This window comes from Streptomyces sp. CA-278952, assembly GCF_028747205.1.
In the GTDB taxonomy this organism is placed as follows: domain Bacteria; phylum Actinomycetota; class Actinomycetes; order Streptomycetales; family Streptomycetaceae; genus Streptomyces.
On the sequence record NZ_CP112880.1, the window covers coordinates 371,674 to 387,109 of the forward strand.

General features: G+C 73.8%; 18 protein-coding genes. 5 read left to right on the forward strand and 13 right to left on the reverse strand.

Features of this window, described 5'->3' with window-relative positions; all coding sequences use genetic code 11:
- Positions 1-117: 117 nt before the first annotated feature.
- Positions 118-735, reverse strand: coding sequence for a hypothetical protein (locus N7925_RS01440; RefSeq protein WP_274342759.1), 618 nt, complete (start codon positions 733-735; stop codon positions 118-120).
- Positions 736-978: 243 nt separating this feature from the next.
- On the opposite strand from N7925_RS01440, the gene N7925_RS01445 reads away from it, so the two are divergent.
- Together N7925_RS01445 and N7925_RS01450 are read left to right on the forward strand one after the other, a co-directional pair.
- Complete coding sequence (locus N7925_RS01445; protein WP_274342760.1) at positions 979-2,514, forward strand: transcriptional regulator; 1,536 nt, start codon at positions 979-981, stop codon at positions 2,512-2,514.
- A 113-nt stretch (positions 2,515-2,627) separates the two neighbouring features.
- Positions 2,628-3,635, forward strand: a complete 1,008-nt coding sequence (locus tag N7925_RS01450; RefSeq protein WP_274342761.1) for a PHP domain-containing protein — start codon at positions 2,628-2,630, stop codon at positions 3,633-3,635.
- A 341-nt stretch (positions 3,636-3,976) separates the two neighbouring features.
- Here N7925_RS01450 and N7925_RS01455 read toward each other — a convergent pair whose 3' ends face one another.
- Both N7925_RS01455 and N7925_RS01460 read right to left on the reverse strand, forming a co-directional pair.
- Positions 3,977-4,168, reverse strand: a complete 192-nt coding sequence (locus N7925_RS01455) for a DUF6381 family protein (protein WP_265597662.1) — start codon at positions 4,166-4,168, stop codon at positions 3,977-3,979.
- Between the two features lie 152 nt (positions 4,169-4,320).
- Complete coding sequence (locus N7925_RS01460; protein WP_274342762.1) at positions 4,321-5,526, reverse strand: FUSC family protein; 1,206 nt, start codon at positions 5,524-5,526, stop codon at positions 4,321-4,323.
- Positions 5,527-5,651: 125 nt separating this feature from the next.
- On the opposite strand from N7925_RS01460, the gene N7925_RS01465 reads away from it, so the two are divergent.
- Together N7925_RS01465 and N7925_RS01470 are read left to right on the forward strand one after the other, a co-directional pair.
- On the forward strand, positions 5,652-5,834 hold the full coding sequence (locus tag N7925_RS01465) for a DUF6480 family protein (protein ID WP_265597664.1): 183 nt from the start codon (positions 5,652-5,654) through the stop codon (positions 5,832-5,834).
- The gene (locus N7925_RS01470; RefSeq protein ID WP_274342763.1) at positions 5,831-6,505 is read left to right on the forward strand and encodes an endonuclease; all 675 of its coding nucleotides are present in this window, start codon (positions 5,831-5,833) and stop codon (positions 6,503-6,505) included. Before N7925_RS01465 ends, N7925_RS01470 begins: the two co-directional genes overlap by 4 nt.
- A 196-nt stretch (positions 6,506-6,701) precedes the next feature.
- Here the strand turns inward: N7925_RS01470 and N7925_RS01475 are convergent, their stop codons facing one another.
- Positions 6,702-6,881, reverse strand: a complete 180-nt coding sequence (locus N7925_RS01475) for a hypothetical protein (RefSeq protein WP_018955843.1) — start codon at positions 6,879-6,881, stop codon at positions 6,702-6,704.
- Between the two features lie 75 nt (positions 6,882-6,956).
- Entirely contained in the window at positions 6,957-7,346 is a 390-nt protein-coding gene (locus N7925_RS01480) for a hypothetical protein (RefSeq protein ID WP_274342764.1), read from the reverse strand.
- Positions 7,347-7,432: 86 nt separating this feature from the next.
- Between N7925_RS01480 and N7925_RS01485 the strand changes: the two genes are divergently transcribed.
- Entirely contained in the window at positions 7,433-7,804 is a 372-nt protein-coding gene (locus N7925_RS01485; protein ID WP_265597668.1) for a DUF779 domain-containing protein, read from the forward strand.
- Positions 7,805-7,861: 57 nt separating this feature from the next.
- Here the strand turns inward: N7925_RS01485 and N7925_RS01490 are convergent, their stop codons facing one another.
- From N7925_RS01490 to N7925_RS01525, 8 genes are all read right to left on the reverse strand, one after another.
- On the reverse strand, positions 7,862-8,605 hold the full coding sequence (locus N7925_RS01490; protein WP_265597669.1) for a hypothetical protein: 744 nt from the start codon (positions 8,603-8,605) through the stop codon (positions 7,862-7,864).
- A gap of 112 nt (positions 8,606-8,717) precedes the next feature.
- A complete protein-coding gene (locus N7925_RS01495; protein WP_274342765.1) occupies positions 8,718-8,912 on the reverse strand; it encodes a hypothetical protein in 195 nt (64 codons plus the stop codon).
- 117 nt (positions 8,913-9,029) lie between these two features.
- Positions 9,030-9,914 carry a phosphatidylinositol-specific phospholipase C/glycerophosphodiester phosphodiesterase family protein gene (locus N7925_RS01500; RefSeq protein WP_274342766.1) on the reverse strand — a complete coding sequence of 295 codons (885 nt, stop codon included), beginning with the start codon at positions 9,912-9,914 and terminating at the stop codon, positions 9,030-9,032.
- Between the two features lie 252 nt (positions 9,915-10,166).
- Positions 10,167-10,847, reverse strand: coding sequence for an ABC transporter ATP-binding protein (locus tag N7925_RS01505; RefSeq protein WP_274342767.1), 681 nt, complete (start codon positions 10,845-10,847; stop codon positions 10,167-10,169).
- A complete protein-coding gene (locus N7925_RS01510) occupies positions 10,840-11,769 on the reverse strand; it encodes an ABC transporter ATP-binding protein (RefSeq protein ID WP_274346379.1) in 930 nt (309 codons plus the stop codon). Before N7925_RS01510 ends, N7925_RS01505 begins: the two co-directional genes overlap by 8 nt.
- Positions 11,770-11,834: 65 nt before the next feature.
- Entirely contained in the window at positions 11,835-12,692 is an 858-nt protein-coding gene (locus N7925_RS01515; RefSeq protein ID WP_274342768.1) for an ABC transporter permease, read from the reverse strand.
- Complete coding sequence (locus N7925_RS01520; protein ID WP_274346380.1) at positions 12,685-13,650, reverse strand: ABC transporter permease; 966 nt, start codon at positions 13,648-13,650, stop codon at positions 12,685-12,687. Before N7925_RS01520 ends, N7925_RS01515 begins: the two co-directional genes overlap by 8 nt.
- A gap of 23 nt (positions 13,651-13,673) precedes the next feature.
- Entirely contained in the window at positions 13,674-15,290 is a 1,617-nt protein-coding gene (locus tag N7925_RS01525; RefSeq protein ID WP_274342769.1) for an ABC transporter substrate-binding protein, read from the reverse strand.
- Positions 15,291-15,436: the final 146 nt, after the last annotated feature.

The window sequence follows — 15,436 nt, forward strand, 5'->3', positions numbered from 1 at the left end:
GGGCGGGGGATGCCGGGGCGTTCCGTGCCGGGTCACACAGCCAGCATGCTCCCGGTGCGGGGTACCCCGCACCTCCGGTGACCGGCCGCCCCCCGACGGCCGGTCACGGACGTGGCCTCAGTACAGCTTGGCGACGGCGGTGCGCGTCGTCTTCTTGAAGCCCTCCAGCGGTGCGCCGTCGAGTTCGCCGAGCTGTCCCCACTCGACGACGGTCACGGCCCTGCCGTCGCGGCCCACGGAGTAGAGCCCGATGTCGGTGGAGCCGACCTCCGGGTAGGACGTGTCGATGCTGTAGACGTGCGCGCCCTCCTCGATGTCGACGCGGCCGTGGTGGAACGCCTCCCCCTCCAGGCCGGGGTCCTGCTCCTTCAGCCGGTCGAGGCAGGTCTCCAGGGCGCTGCGCAGCTCGGCGGCGAGCGTCTTGGCCCGAGCGGTGGTGGTGGCGACCGTGGTGGTCTGGCGGGCGCCGGTGTCCAGTTCGGTGCGGAAGTCCCGGTGGCGGGTGCCGGCCGCCGGGGCGATGCCGGCGGTGCACACCGATCCCTCGGCCGGCACTCCCTGGCGTACGGGACCGGCCGTCCAGGGTGTGGTGGACGCGGGCAGCTGGCCCGCGCTCAGGAACTTCGGCTGGACGGGAGCGGGGGCCGGCGCCGCGGCGGCGGGCACCTGGGCCAGTGCGGTGACGGCCAGGCCCGCGGTCGCGGCGGTCAGCAGTGCGGTGCGAAGGGTGCGCATGGTGAGGTTTCCCCGTTTCGGATGGTGCGGTCAGGTGGTCGTACGGCGTCGCGCCGAGGTGTGCGGAGCCCGCTGAGGGACCCTGCGGCGGCGGTACCGGAACGAGCACCAGCCTGGGCCGCCGCCCCGGACACGGACAAGTGCGACCCGGCTTCCCGCCGGGCTGGAACCGTCCCACCCCTGGTGACGTGGGTGTTCTCGGAGGGCTGGAACGCCCTGGAACGGGCTGCGGGGAGGTCGAGCGTGTCGGGTGACGCCGAGGGGGCCGCGCGGGCGGTGCTGGCGGAGCGGCTGAGCGCGCTGCGGGAGCGGTCGGGCCGGACGTACGCGTCGCTGGCCCGCCGGATCGGGGTCAGCGGGTCGACGCTGCACCGGTACTGCACGGGGCGCACGGTACCCGCCGAGTTCGCCCCCGTGGAGCGGCTGGCCCGCCTGTGCGGCGCACCGGCCGGGGAGCGGGAGGCACTGCACCGTCTGTGGATTCTGGCGGACCGCGAACGCCTCGATCGGCAGGGGGCGGCGCAGGGGAAGCCGGAGGAGAAGGCTGACGCTGAGACCGGGGCTGAGGCGGCTCCGACGGAAGTCGTGCCGGTGGACGGATCGGCCGGGGAGACGGTGGCGCCCCGGCGGTGGGCGGCGCTGCCCCACGCCGCCGCGGCCGGGCCGTCCGGCGCGGCCGTGTCCGGGCCGCCGCCGTCCGCGGCCCACGAGCCGTCCGGCCGCACCGGTCCTCGCCCGGGGCCGGCTCCCGTCGCCGGGGAGGCGGCCACGATCGGGAGCGGGACTCCCCGCGGGCCGGTGTCCCGGTCGCGTCGAGCACGCCGGTACGGGCAGGGGCTCGGTGTCCTCGCCGCCGCGGTGCTCGCTCTCACCCTGGTCGCGGCCTTCGGAGGGACGTCGCTCCCGGGCCCGGACCGGCGCCCGTCGGTGGCCCAGCGGCCGGGCGGGCCCCCGGCCGACAGCCCGGAGCCCTCGCCTTCCGCCTCCCGCACGCCCGGGAAACCGCAGGGCTCGCCGAGCGGGACCCCACGCGGAACGCCGTCCGGCTCCACCCGGCCGGCAACCGTGCCGCCCGGCGTCGAACAGCGCGGGGAGGCGCTCCCCCGGACATCCAAGGACTCGCCGGGCCCGAAGGCCGGACGTGTGCCGTTCACCTGGACCGCGGACGGCCACGTCTGGAAGAACGGCTGCGACCACTCCTACCTCGTCGACCGGGCGCCTGCCGCCGTCCCGCCGCCCCCGGTGGAGGCGGACGCCGAGTCCTGGGCCGGAGCGCTCGACGCGGTGCACGCGGGCGAGGCCGGTGTCCGGATCACGTTGCAGGGCAAGGACGAGCGGGCCGTGGTGCTGGAAGCCCTGCGGATCCGGGTGGTCGAGCGTCGTTCGCCGGCGGAGGGCCGGGTCTACCGGATGAGCTCCGGCTGCGGCGGTGCCCTCACCCCGAGGATGTTCGACGTGGATCTCGACGCGCCCCGCCCCGTCGCCCGCTCGGTCGCGGGCAACGACTCGGGCGAGCCCATCGAGGCGGTCGCCTTCCCGTACAGCGTCTCCGTCACCGATCCCGAGGTCCTCCTGATCACGGGTCGCACGGTCGGCTGCGACTGCGACTGGTTCGCGGAGCTGACCTGGAGCGCCGGCGGCCGGTCCGGCACGGTGCGCGTCGACGACGGCGGGCGGCCGTTCCGTACGAGCGGGGTACGGGGGCGGCCCGTGCTCGACTACGACACGGTCACCGGCCGCTGGGTGTCCGTGCCGGAGGCCGGGGAGGCCACGTCCTGAGGTGACGGCAGCAGCGCGGAGGCGCCCGGGGCCGGCAACGCCCATCCTGGTGGGGGCGGGCGGATCGCCCGGCGGCCCGGAGCCGGCCGCAGACGCTCCTGGTGGAGGTGCCGATGGACCCGGTCAACGCCCTGCGGCGGATCGCCTTCCTGCTGGAACGCTCCCAGGCCGCCACCTACCGGGTGAAGGCCTTCCGCACAGCGGCGGCCGCCGTGGATGCGATGGCCGCCGGGGAGGCGGCCGAGCGGGTGGCCGCGAACTCCCTGGAGCGGGTCGCCGGCATCGGACCCCGTACCGCCGAGGTGATCCGCGAGGCTCTGGCCGGGCAGACACCCGGGTATCTGGACCGGCTGGAGGCGGAAGCCGCCGCCGATCCGCCCGTCGAGGGGGGCGAGGATCTCTTCGCCCGGCTGACGGGCGACTGCCATCTGCACTCGGACTGGTCGGACGGAGGCAGCCCGATCGAGGAGATGGGCCGGACCGCCGCGGAGCTGGGGCACGCCTGGGCCGTCCTCACCGACCATTCGCCCCGGCTGACGGTGGCCCGCGGCCTGCCGCCGGAGCGGCTGCGGGAGCAGCTCGCGGTGGTGGCGCGGCTCAACGAGGAGTGGGCCCCGTTCCGGCTGCTCACGGGCATCGAGTGCGACATCCTCCCGGATGGCTCGCTCGACCAGGAGCCCGCGCTGCTGGAGCGGCTCGACGTGGTGGTGGTCTCGGTCCACTCCAAGCTGCGGATGGACCCGGAGCCGATGACCCGTCGCCTGGAGGCGGCGGTCCGCCACCCGCGGGCCCATGTGCTCGGCCACTGCACGGGACGCCTGCTGGCCGGGCGCGGCCGGCCGGAGTCCCGGTTCGACGAGGACCGGGTCTTCGCGGCCTGCGCCGAGGCGGGGACCGCGGTGGAGATCAACTGCCGTCCGGAGCGGCGGGATCCGCCCCTGCGGCTGCTGCGCGCGGCCGTCGCGGCGGGGGCGCTGTTCGCGATCGACACCGACGCGCACGCCCCGGGGCAGCTCGCGTGGCAGCGGTCGGGGTGCGCCCGCGCCGAGGAGTGCGGGGTGCAGGCCGACCGGGTGGTGACGACCTGGAGCGCGGACCGGCTCCTGGAGTGGGCCCGCTGACCGCATCCGGAGCACGCGGCTGCCGTGCGGGGGCACGGGGTCGCCGGGCGCGCGTCGGCCGTGCAGGGGCACGGGGTCGCCGCGCGGGCGTCGGCCGCGCAGGGGCACGGGGTCGCCGCGCGGGCGTCGGCCGCGCAGGGGCACGGGGTCGCCGCGCGGGCGTCGGCCGCGCAGGGGCACGGGGTCGCCGGGCGGGCGGATGAACGCGGCTGTCGGGCGGACGGATGGGACGCGGCTGTCGGCGGGTGCACACGGTCGCCCGGGTCCACCCGCACGGCCGCCCGCCCCGGAGGACCGTCAGGTTCCTCCGGAAGCGGGCGGGCGGGCGCGCGTCGGCCGGGCTACTTCTCGGGGTAGACGTCCCCGGCCTCCATGGCGCTCTGCTGCTCGCTCCGGTCCCGGATCGTCCGGGACTTCTTCTCCAGCCGCTCGCGTTCGTGCGGGTCGCTCGCGCGCTCCGCGGCCTCCGCGAGCTGCTGGGCCTTCTCACGCATCTGCCGAGCCAGGTCGGCGGGTCCGTCCGAACCGCTCATCATCACTCCTTGGACGCTGGGGACCTCCGAGGCGTGTCCGGCGCGTCAGGGCCGGGCATACCCCGCCCCCAGCGAACCAGCGACCGGCCGCCTCCGCATCCCAAGCGGCCGGAGCTCTCGTACCGGAATCGGGTGCGGCTCCCGCGCGGCGGTCAGGAGGGCTGCCGGCCCAGCCGCCGCAGGAGTGCGCGCAGCCCGGGGTGACGCGCGTGCGCCTCCGCCGAGCGGCGGTCCAGCTCCTCGCCGAGGCGTTGGGTGCGCTCCTCGATGTCGAGTTCGGCCAGCACCCGGTCGATCTCGGCGAGCAGGGCCCCGTGCAGCTGCCACTGCCGCGGGTGCTCCTGGACGTCCTCCAGCAGCAGGTCGGCCACCAGGTCGCGGGTGGCGCGGCTGCGGGCGAGCGCGTCGGCGAGCCGGTCCTCCGCCGCCTCCGCGTCGGCGGCGAGCTGGGTCGTGACCAGTACGGCGAAGCTCTCGATCGCGTCGGCGAGGTGGCCGAAGAGTTCCTGGAGCAGTTCCGTCACATCGGCCGGGAACAACGACTCCTCGGTGCGGGCCTTCGCCAGGTCGGTGAGGGTGCGGGACAGGACGCGCAACACGACGGCACAGATTTCCAGCGTGTCGAGCCCGGTGCGCAGGACGACCCGGTGGAGCAACCCCTGTCTCACCCTGGGGTTGAGGGTGAGACTTTCCTCCGCCTGCCGCAGGGAGGCGTCGACCTCGACGATGTCGTGGTCGAGCCTGCGGGCTTCGTGGAGCCGGGCCGCGGCCCGGGACACGGGGTTGTGCCCCACGACCTCCTCGCCCATGCTGCGCAGCATCGTGCCCATCCGGGCGGCGAGCGACTCGATGGAGGAGCCGGCCGAGCCGACCCAGACGGGCGGGGCGAGGAGCAGGTTGAACAGGAGTCCCACGACAGCGCCGATCAGGGTCTCCCACACCCGGTCCCACGCGGTGTCCGCGACCTGGGAGACGCCGAGGACCAGCATGGCGCTGATCGCCACCTCGGGCACGAACTCGTTGACCCGGACCAGCCGCCCGATCAGCAGCGAGGTGAAGATCGTGAGGCCGAGGCTCCACCAGCTCAGCCCCACCAGAGAGCTGAAGGCGATGGCGATGAGGACACCGACGACCACCGAGTTCACCCTGCGGACGCCGGTGGTGAGGGTCGCGTAGAGGGTCACCTGGACGACCAGGAGCGCGGTGAGGGGTGCGGTCAGCGGCGCTGGTTCGGGCAGCGCCCACACCGCCACGGAGTAGGCGATGACGGCGGCCGCCGTCGAGCGCAGCGTCTGCACCCCGGCGGGTTCGGTGGTGCGCTGCACGAGTTTGACGACGGGGGCGGAGACTCGGGGCATTCCTTGACGGTGCCCCGAATTCCCCCGCCGCAGCGCTTCCCCCGTCAGGCTCCGCCGTACGGCCCCGCAGCCGGGCACGGAGCGGACGGCGTGCGCGGGGGCTCGAACGGAGGGACCCTGGATTCATGGCTGTTCCACTGAATCCCCCAGGAGAGACACCGCCGGCCGAGGGTTCCATCGGGGAGGCCCACGAGGAACGCCCGGACGGAGGGCTGTGGGAGCACCCCGGCGTCTGGACCGCCCTGATCGTGATCGGCGCGCTGGTGGTCGCCGGATTCTTCCTCGCCCGGGTCTTCGGTTACGGATGACGAGCCGCGAGGTGTCCGCATCGGCGCGCCGGATCACCGACGCGCTGCTGGAGGGGTACGGGCGGACGTATGCGGCGGAGGCGGGGATCCGGCTGCGTGACACGCCACAGCCGCTCTACCAGCTCCTGGTGCTGAGTCATCTGCTGAGCGCCCGGATCCGGGCGTCGGTCGCCGTGGCCGCCGCGCGGGCGTTGTTCGCGGACGGCATGCGCACCCCGCGCCGGATGGCCGACGCGACCTGGCAGCAGCGCGTGGACGCGTTGGGCCGGGGCGGCTACCGCCGCTACGACGAGCGGACCTCCACCCAGCTCGGGGAGGGCGCACACCTCGTCCTCGACGTCTGGAAGGGCGACCTTCGCCGCCTCCGCGCGGAGGCGGACGGCGACGGGGAGGTGGTGCGTGCGGGGCTCCAGCGCGTCCCGGGGATCGGACCTGCCGGGGCCGACATCTTCGTACGCGAGGTGCAGGATCTCTGGCCGGAGACCGGGTTCCGGGCCGGTGCGAAGGGGCTCCAGGGAGCCGAGAGGCTCGGTCTGCCCACCTCCCCCGGCACACTGGCGGAGCTGGCGCACGGCCGGAGCCGGGCCGGGCTCGCCGCGGCGCTGGTCAGGGCCGCCCTCGACCGGCAGGTCGTCGAGACCGTCCGGGAGAACGCACGGGCCCGGAGGTAGGCCCCCTGTGCCGCCTCCGCACGGCGGCGTTCCCGGGCAACGGGCCACCTCTGGCGACGAGAGGCGAGGGGGCCACCTCCGGCTGCGGGAGGCGAGGCGGCCACCTCCGGCGACGGGAACAGACCCGCGAGGAGACAGGAGCGGACTCGTGAAGATGCCCGTGCCGTGCGTGACGGCACGGGCATCCTCACTTCTCTCAGCGGTCGGAGGCCGCCCGCGCTGCGCGTGCCAGGGCCTCCTCGCGGCGGGCCTCGGCCTGTTCCTTCCTGCCCTCGGCCTTCAGCCGCTCGTTCTCGAGGGCGATGCCGTCCGATTCCTTGATCATGCCTTTGAGCCTCCGCGCCTTGGCGCGGGCTATGTCGGTGCTCTTTCCCACAGCTGCCTCCATGCCGCGAGGGAGATACGCGCTTCTCCCTCCACTATGCATACCCGCGCGGCGGAACGCAGGCCGCTACAGCAGTGGATTCTCGTCGTCGTCCGGTCCGCCGCCCTCGACCCGCAGCGCGAGGTCCTGGAGGACGTCCGCCGACGACACGTCGGTCTGCCCGGAGTCGTGGACCTGGGCCAGCATCGTGAACGCGAGGGTGAAGGCGCTCACGAGCTGTTCGACCGCACCGCCGACCTCGCGCCCGACGACGGTGACCACCTCCTCCACGGAGAAGTCGTCGGGGATGGCGATGTGGGGCATCGTCTCGTTCAGCAGGGCGGTGACGGCGCCCGCTCCCGTGTCCAGATCTTCCCGTTCGAGGTCCGCCTCCAGCAGACGCTGCATTTCGCGCGCCTCTGTGAGGATGCCGATCACGCGCTTCACGACTTCCCGTTGCTCCATGGGCGCGAGCATAGGGCGTGCAACCCGGTCGCAACGTCCGGTCGAGTTGACTCGCGTCCGTTGTGGCGGCGTCGCCGTAGCCGAGAAGGGGCAGGTCCATGGAGTGTGACCCGAAATCTCCCGCCGTCGAGCTGACAGCGGCCGCGGCCGGTCTGCTGCGACGACTGCGGGCGGACCACGGTCCGTTGATGTTCCATCAGTCGGGCGGCTGCTGCGACGGCAGCGCGCCGATGTGCTATCCGGCCGGAGAGTTCCGCACCGGGGACGCCGATGTGCTGCTGGCAAACCTCGCCGTCGAGGGAATGCCCGGGAGCGTGCCCTTCTGGATGTCGCGGAGCCAGTACGAGGTGTGGTCCCACACCCGGCTGATCGTCGACGTGGTGGAGGGCCGCGGCAGCGGGTTCTCGCTGGAGGCTCCGGAGGGGGTGCGGTTTCTCATCCGTTCCCGTCTGGTGGACGGGAACGGATGAGAAACCGCGGGCACCACGCCTCGTGCGGCAACCATTCGTGACACACCGGGCCCCGCCCTATCCGCGCGGCGGAGGCTTCCGGTGCGAGCGGTTCTCCAGCATCGCCCGGCGGATGCGGGCCGCCGCGGCCTGGGCGTGCTCCGGCGTCGCGGTGTGGTCGGCGACCGAGGTGACGAAGCGGTGCAGCGGCTGCCGGCAGCGGGGGCACGGGGTGTCGGTGGTGACGCGGTGACCGTCCTCGCACTGCGGGTCGGAGCACGAGCCGGGCATCAGCAACTGTTCGGCGATGTCCTGGGCGCTCCAGCGGCGGCGGCCGTCCTCGTCCTTCTCGTTGAGGGCGTGGGCCCAGCGCAGGTTCCAGCGGCGTTCGATGCGTTCCCGGAGGAGACCAGCGCTGCGGTTCGCCAGCTCCTGGTGGATCAGGTCGTGGACGGTGCTCGGGACCCGGCCGCCGAGCGCCTGGAGGAGCTGCTGCGGCAACGCCTGGAGGACATAGCCGCGTGGGTTGCTCTTGGCGTTCTCCCGCCAGCGGTCGCAGAAACAGGTTCCGTCGGGCCGTTTCGGGGCGTGGCAGCGGCCGCACAGGCCGCGGCACTCGGCGCACAGCCCTCCGTCGAGCCCGTCCAGGTGGGGCGCGGGGGCCCGGCCGCAGGACTGGCAGCAGGCCGCGCACGGCCCGCAGAGCCGCTCGTTGCCCGCCTTCGTCGTCCAGATCCGCATCTGGCACCGGCAGCACAGGCCGGTGTTGCAGTACTCGTGGTGGGCGGCGCCCGAGTGCCGGCCGGAGGGCGGAAAAGACATCTGCCCATTGTGCGGGATGTCCGGGCGCGGCGCGGACGGGCCGCCGGTCCCGGCCGGGCCGGCGGCGGGTTCCGCGCCGAGCCCGGGGCCGGAGGCGGGAGTGCGGCCGGGGTCAGGGGTGGAGGCCGCTGACCAGGTCGGCGGTGGCCCCGACGCCGTCGTGGATGGTCGGCGCCATGCTCGTACCGGCCAGGAAGAATCCCAGCAGGACACAGACCAGTGCGTGGGAGATCTTCAGTCCGCCGTTGCGCAGGAAGATCACTGCCAGGATCAGCATGAGCAGGACCACCGAGATCGAAACGGCCATGGCCAACCTCCTCCGCCGCGCCGGATTTGCGGCATTCGGCCGCCAGTGTCGCGCAGCGGAGGGGCTGTTCGGCGCACTGGCGTGTCGGCCGAACGGGTACTCCCGCGCCGGGAGGCGTTACGGGGTCGGGGCCCCGTTCCCGCGAGCGCGGAGGAATCGTTCGAGTCCGGCCAGGTCGTCGGTGTTGAGGTGGTCGACCCCGGCGGCGAGCAGTTCGGACCAGACGGCCTCGCGTGCGGGTCCGGGCAGGTCGGGAGTGGCCCAGAAGCGGATGCGGCGGCCTTCCCGGTGGGCGGTGGCGACGAGGGTGCGGAGCCGGTCGCGCTCGGCCCGGGGGAAGGGGCCGGCGCCGAGCCAGCCGAAGCTCTGGGTCCAGTTGGCGCTGACGAGCGGGGCGAACGAGGCGGGGGCCCCGGTGCCGAGGTCGTCGAGGCGGCCGTCGTAGAACGCGTACCGGGTGCGCTGCGCCTCCATGGGGACGCGGGCCGCGCGGTCGCCGGAGATGACCGGGGTGACCGCGCCGAGGTGGACGCGGCCGTGGCTGTAGCGGGTGAGGATCCGGTGGTGGCGGCGCAGTTGCCGGTCCAGTTCGCGGTAGGCGGCGACGCCGTCGGCCTTGATGTCGATGAGGAGCTGCAACGGGGCGCGGTGGTGCGGGTGGACGCTGCCGTGCCCCGCGCGGACCAGCGCAGCGAGCGGGTCCAGGTAGAGCGAGGCGAGGGTGCGGGTGGGGTCGAGCGTGGCGGGCTCATGGGCCACGAGCAGGTCGCCGCCGACGAGGAAGACGTCCGCCTCGACGCTGGTGAACCCGTGGGCGAGCGCGTCGTGCAGCGGCCGGGGGTGCAGGTAGTCGTTGTGCGCGTGGGCCTGGCGTAACGGGCGCGGACCGCGCGGACGGGCGGGTGCGGCGACCGCCGTCGCGGTGGGGACGGCGACGGCCACGGCGGCGGTGGCGGTGGCGAGGGCGACCGTGAGCGCGCGGCGGCGGGTGGGGTGGGCCATGGGGACTCCCTGAGCGGCGTACGGGCGGGGTGGACGGTCGCGTCGAGTATGGAGCCGCACCCCCACCGCTGGGCAGGTACCTGCCAAGAGTTGGCTGGACCGTCGCCCGCCGGTCGACCGGGCCGCATCGCTTGTTCGCCGGGCGCCACGGTCCGTGGGTGGGCCGTGGCGTGCGCCGTTCCTCGTGCCCCGTTCACTGCTCGCTGCTCGCTGTGCGCCGTTCGCGTGGGGCGCTCGGGCGACAGCCGCCGGTCAGCCGACCGCCACGCGCTCGCTTCCGGCGGTCCGCTCGCCCCAGCGGACCGTACGGTCGCACCAGCGCTCCAGCAGCACCCGGTCGTGGCCGACCGCGAGCAGGGCCGCCCCGGACGCGGAGCGGTAGCGCTCGACCACGGCGACCAGGGCGGCCGTCGTGGAGGCGTCGAGCATCGCGGTCATCTCGTCACAGATCAGCAGCCGGGGCTCCAGCACCAGGGCCCGTGCCAGGCAGGCCCGCTGGAGCTGGCCGTCGCTCACCGCGTGCGGGCGGCGCTCCAGCAGCTCCTCGGAGAGACCGACCAGCGGGGCCAGTTCCGCCACCCGCCCGGGGACGTCCCGGCGGCGCCCGGTGGACCGCAGCGGCTGGGCGATCAGTTCGCGCAGGCTGAGCCGGGGGTCGGCGGAGAGCCGGGGCTGCTGGAAGACGACGCCGACGGCCGTGCGCTGCTCGCGCGGGGCCCGGTGCCGCCAGCCGCGTACGACCGTGCCGTCGAGGGTCATGGTTCCGGTGTCCGGGCGGTGCAGGAGGGCCGCGACCTTGGCCAGGGTGGACTTGCCGCAGCCGCTGGGGCCCAGCAGCCCGACCGCCTCGCCCGCCGCGACGTGCAGGGATACATCGCGGACGACGGGGTCGCGGCGGTCGTATCCGGCGGTGATCCGGGTCAGCTCAAGCATCGGCGGCCTCCTTGAGGGGGTGCGTCCGGCCGGGAAGTGCGTGGTGGCAGGCCAGGTCCGCCTCGAAGGTCGGTCGTTCGCCGGTGCAGCGGGCGTCCGCGTACGCGCAGCGGGCGGCGAAGGCGCAGCCGTCGGGCAGCGCCCCCAGCTCCGGCGGCATCCCGGGGATCGGGGCGAACTCCCGCTCGGGCAGGGCGTCCAGCAGGCCCCGGGCATACGGATGGCGGGGGCCGGGTGCGCCGAAGAAGGGGCCCGCTTCGGCGATCTCGACGATCCGGCCCGCGTACATCACGGCGACCCGGTCCGCGATCCGTTCGGCGGCGGCCAGGTCGTGGGTGATGATCAGCAGCGCCCGGCCCTCGTCGGTGTGGCGGCGCAGTTCGTCGACGGTCCGCTCGACGAGGTCCCGGTCGAGCCCGGTGGTCGGTTCGTCGGCGAGCAGCAGCGGGGCGTCGCCGACCAGGGCGAGGGCGGTCGCGGCGCGCTGGGCGAGGCCGCCGGAAAGCTCGTGCGGGTAGCGGTCGAGGTGGTCCTCGGGGAACGAGGCGCGGCCGGCTGCCGCCACGGCGGCCTTCGGCAGCTCGCTCCCCCGCACCCCGGTCAGCTCGCGCAGGCTCTCCTCCAGCTGGGCCCGGACCGTGCGCACGGGGGTGAGGTGGGCGGCGGGACTCTGCGGTACGAGGCCGATGCGCCGTCCCCGTACGGTGCGGGCGAGGGTGCGCTCGTCGGCGGTGAGCAGGTCGGTGTCCCCGCCGAGCACCGCGCTGCCGGTGGTCGCCGCGTTGGCGGGCAGCAGTCCGAGCAGGGCGGAGGCCAGGACCGACTTGCCGCAGCCGCTCTCGCCGACCAGGGCCAGGCACTCCCCCTGCGCCACGGAGAAACGGGCGTCGGTGACGGCCGCTATGTCCCGGCCGCCGCGCATCCGGAAGCGGACGGAGAGGTTCTCGACCGCGAGGACGGGGGGCTCGGCGGATTCAGGGGCGCGGGTCACAGCATCAGCTCCGATTTCCGGCGCGGGTTGATCCGGTCGCGCCAGGCTCCGGCGAGGCCGGCGAGCGCGAGGGTCGGGATGATCAGGAAGAGGCCGGGGAAGAGGGTGGGCCACCAGTCCCCCGCGAGCAGGGATCCGCGCGCGGACTGGACGAGGTTGCCGAGGCTCGCCTGATGGGCCGGGAGCCCCAGCCCGAGGAAGGACAGCGCCGACTCGTGCCACATCGCGTGCGGCACCATCAGCACCGCGGCCAGACCGGCCTGCGGGAGCACACCGGGCAGCAGGTGCCGCACGATGACCCGGGTGCGGGAGGCGCCGCCGGAGACCGCCGCGTCGATGAAGGGGCGCGAGCGCAGCGAGAGCACCTCCGAGCGGACGATCCGGGCGGTGGACAGCCAGTGCGTCAGGGCGACCGAGACGATCACCGGCCAGACGCCGGGGCGGAACATCGCGACGATGAAGATGCCGAGGAGCAGGTGCGGCACGGAGGACAGCGCGTCGACGACCCGCATGACGATCCGGTCCGTCCAGCCGCCGAACGCCCCGGCGAGGGCGCCGATCGCGGTGCCGATGACGGTGGCGGTGAGGGCCGCGACCAGGCCGACCAGGAGCGATGCGCGCAGGCCGTAGACGCAGCGCAGCAGGAGGTCGCGGCCGACGTCGTCGGTGCCGAACGGGTGGGCCCAGGAGGGCGGGTCGAGCTTGTTGGCCAGGTCGACGGCCTGCTGGTCGAGCTGGGCCAGCGGCGGGACGACGAGGACGGCGAGCAGGACGGCGACGACGATCGTGGCCGAGGTGACGATCCGGACGCGGCGGGTGGTGCGGCCGGGAAGGGCGAGCGCGGTCTCAGCCATCGAAGGCCACCCGGGGGTCGGCGAGTCCGTAGAGGAGGTCGGAGAGGAGGTTGCCGAGCAGGACGGCGGCGGTGGCGAGCACCGTGAGCGCGGTGAGCAGGGAGAAGTCCACCGAGGTGGCGGCCTCCACCGTGGCGGCGGCGATGCCGGGCCAGCTGAACACCGTCTCCACGAGCAGCGCGCCGGTGATGAGCTCGGGGACGCGGGAGCCGATCAGGGTGAGCATCGGCAGCATCCCGGAGCGCAGGGCGTGGCCGAGGAGCACGGTGCGCTCGCTCAGCCCCCGGGCGCGGGCGCCGCGCACCGGGTCCTCGGCGAGGGCGTCGGCGACCCCTTGGCGTACGTACAGGAAGAACCACGGCAGCTGGGAGACGCCGAGGACGGCGGCGGGCAGCACCAGGTGGGAGGCGACCTGGCCGAAGGTGACGACCTCGCTGGCGGCGTCGGTGAGACCGCCGGCCGGGAGGACGTCCAGCTTGAGCGCGAAGAACCAGATGGCGAGCAGCCCCAGCCAGAAGGCGGGGGCGGCCTCCAGGGTGTACGCGGCGGAGCTGACGCACCGGTCGAGCCAGCCGCCGGGTCTGCGGGCGGCGAGGACGCCGAGGCCGGTGCCGAGCAGGATCGCGACGAGGAAGGCGGTGGCGGCGAGCAGGACGGACCAGCCCATGCGCTCCGCGATGACGTCGGCGACCGGCTGGCGCATCACGCTGGAGTCGCCGAGATCGCCCCGCAGGGCGGAGGTCAGCCAGTCCCACCAGCGGGCGACGAGCGGCTGGTCGACGCCGAGGTTGACCCGCAGCTGGTCGAGGTTCTCCTGCGATGCGGTGAGCCCGGCGGTGCCCGCGTAGGCCTTGACCGGGTCGAAGGGGGAGGCGGCGGCGACGGCGAAGACGCCGAAGGTGACGACGCCGAGGACGGGGACGGCGAACAGGGCCCGCCGCCCCGCCATCCGCGCCATCGGCACCCAGGGGAGGCGTCGGCTCACTTCTTCGAGCCCCCGGCGCCCTCGGTGGACCACTTCTCCACGTTCCACCAGGGGCCGGAGGCCAGCCCGTGGTCGTGCGGCTCGACCTGGGTGGTGAGGGGGCCGAAGCGGTCGTCGACGACGTAGAGGTGGTCGATGTGGGTGAGGAAGGTGTAGCCCGGGTTCTTCACCAGCTCGCGCTGGACGGTGTCGTAGGCCTTCTTGCGCTCAGTCCTGTCGCCACTCCTGCGGCCGGCCTCGATAGCGGCGTCGACGGCCTTGTTGTCGTACCAGGCCATGTTGTTGAAGCCGTCGCCCGCGAGGGAGGACTTGAGCAGGGTGTACTGGTCGAAGTCGGGGTCGGCGGGCGAGCCGCCGCCCGCGAGCACGGCGTCGTGCTTCATCCGGGGCTCGATGACCTCCCAGCTGCCGGCCTCGGCGGTGATGGCGATTCCGGCCTTCTTGGCGTCGGAGGCGTAGGCGAGGGCGTGCTCCTGGCGGAGCTTGTCGCCGGTGAGGTACCAGAGCGGGAAGGCGGCGCGGACGCCGTCCTTGACCCGGACGCCGTCCTTGCCGGGCTTCCATCCGGCCTCGTCCAGGATCTTCTTCGCTGCGGCGAGGTCGTGGGGGCGCTCGGTGCCCTGGGTGAACCACTCGCTGTCGGTGGGAACGGGCCCGTAGGCGGGCTTGCCGTCGCCGTTGAGGATGGCGTCGACCATGGTCTCGCGGTCGACGGCGATGTCGAGGGCGCGGCGCACGGCGGTGTCGCCGGTGACCTTGTTGTGGGTCGGGAGGGTCACCGTGCGGTAGTCGTAGGTGGTGGCGGTAACCGTCTTCTTGCTCTTGTCGTCCGCGAAGCCCTTGGCGAGGTTGGGCGGCAGGATCGCGCCGTCGAGGTCGCCGGAGCGCAGCCGGGTGGCGCGCACGTCGTCGTCCTTGATGATCGCCATGGTGAACTTCTTCACCTCGGGTTCGCCGCCCCAGTAGTGGGGGTTGGCGGTGAAGCTGAGCTTCTCGCCCTTGGACCACTTGGTGAGGACGTAGGGCCCGGTGCCGATGGGGCGGGTGGTGAAGGCCCCGGTGTTGACGTCCTGCTCGCCCGCGACGTGCTGGGGGGCGATGGGCAGGACGGTGCGCTGGGCGAACGGCGCGTAGGGGTACTTCAGCGTGAAGACGACCGTGTCCTCGCCGTTCGCCGTGACGTCCTTGACGGCGTCCAGCTCGGTGCGGGAGGCGTTGTTGGTCTTCTCGTCGAGGATGGTGCGGTAGGTGAAGACGACGTCCTTGGCCCCGAACGGCTTCCCGTCGCTGAACTTCACGCCCTGGCGCAGCTTGTACGTGTATGTCAGCCCGTCGGCGCTGACCTCGGGGAGTCCGGCGGCGAGGGCGGGGCGGAGCTTCATGTCCGCGTCCAGGGCGAGCAGTCCGTCGAAGATCTTGGAGTTGCCGTCCTTGCCGTAGCCGAGCAGCGGGCTCAGGCTGTCGGGCTCGTAGGCGATGCCGACGACGGCCGAGGTGGACCCCGATCCGGAGCCGCCCTTGGCGGTGTCCGGGTTCGAGCAGGCGGCTGCGGTCAGGGACAGTGCGGTCGCCATCGTGGCGGCGACCGCCACCCGTATCGATCGGGCCGTCATAGTCCCACACCCCTGTTCAAGATCGGCTGTAATTGCGAACAGTGTGCAATTAAACAGCACGTAAAAGACCCCGGTACAGCCCGCCTCGACAGACGAGACAGGTGCACCGGGGCCGACGCGTCCGAAAGCGTCCCTACCGCACGGAG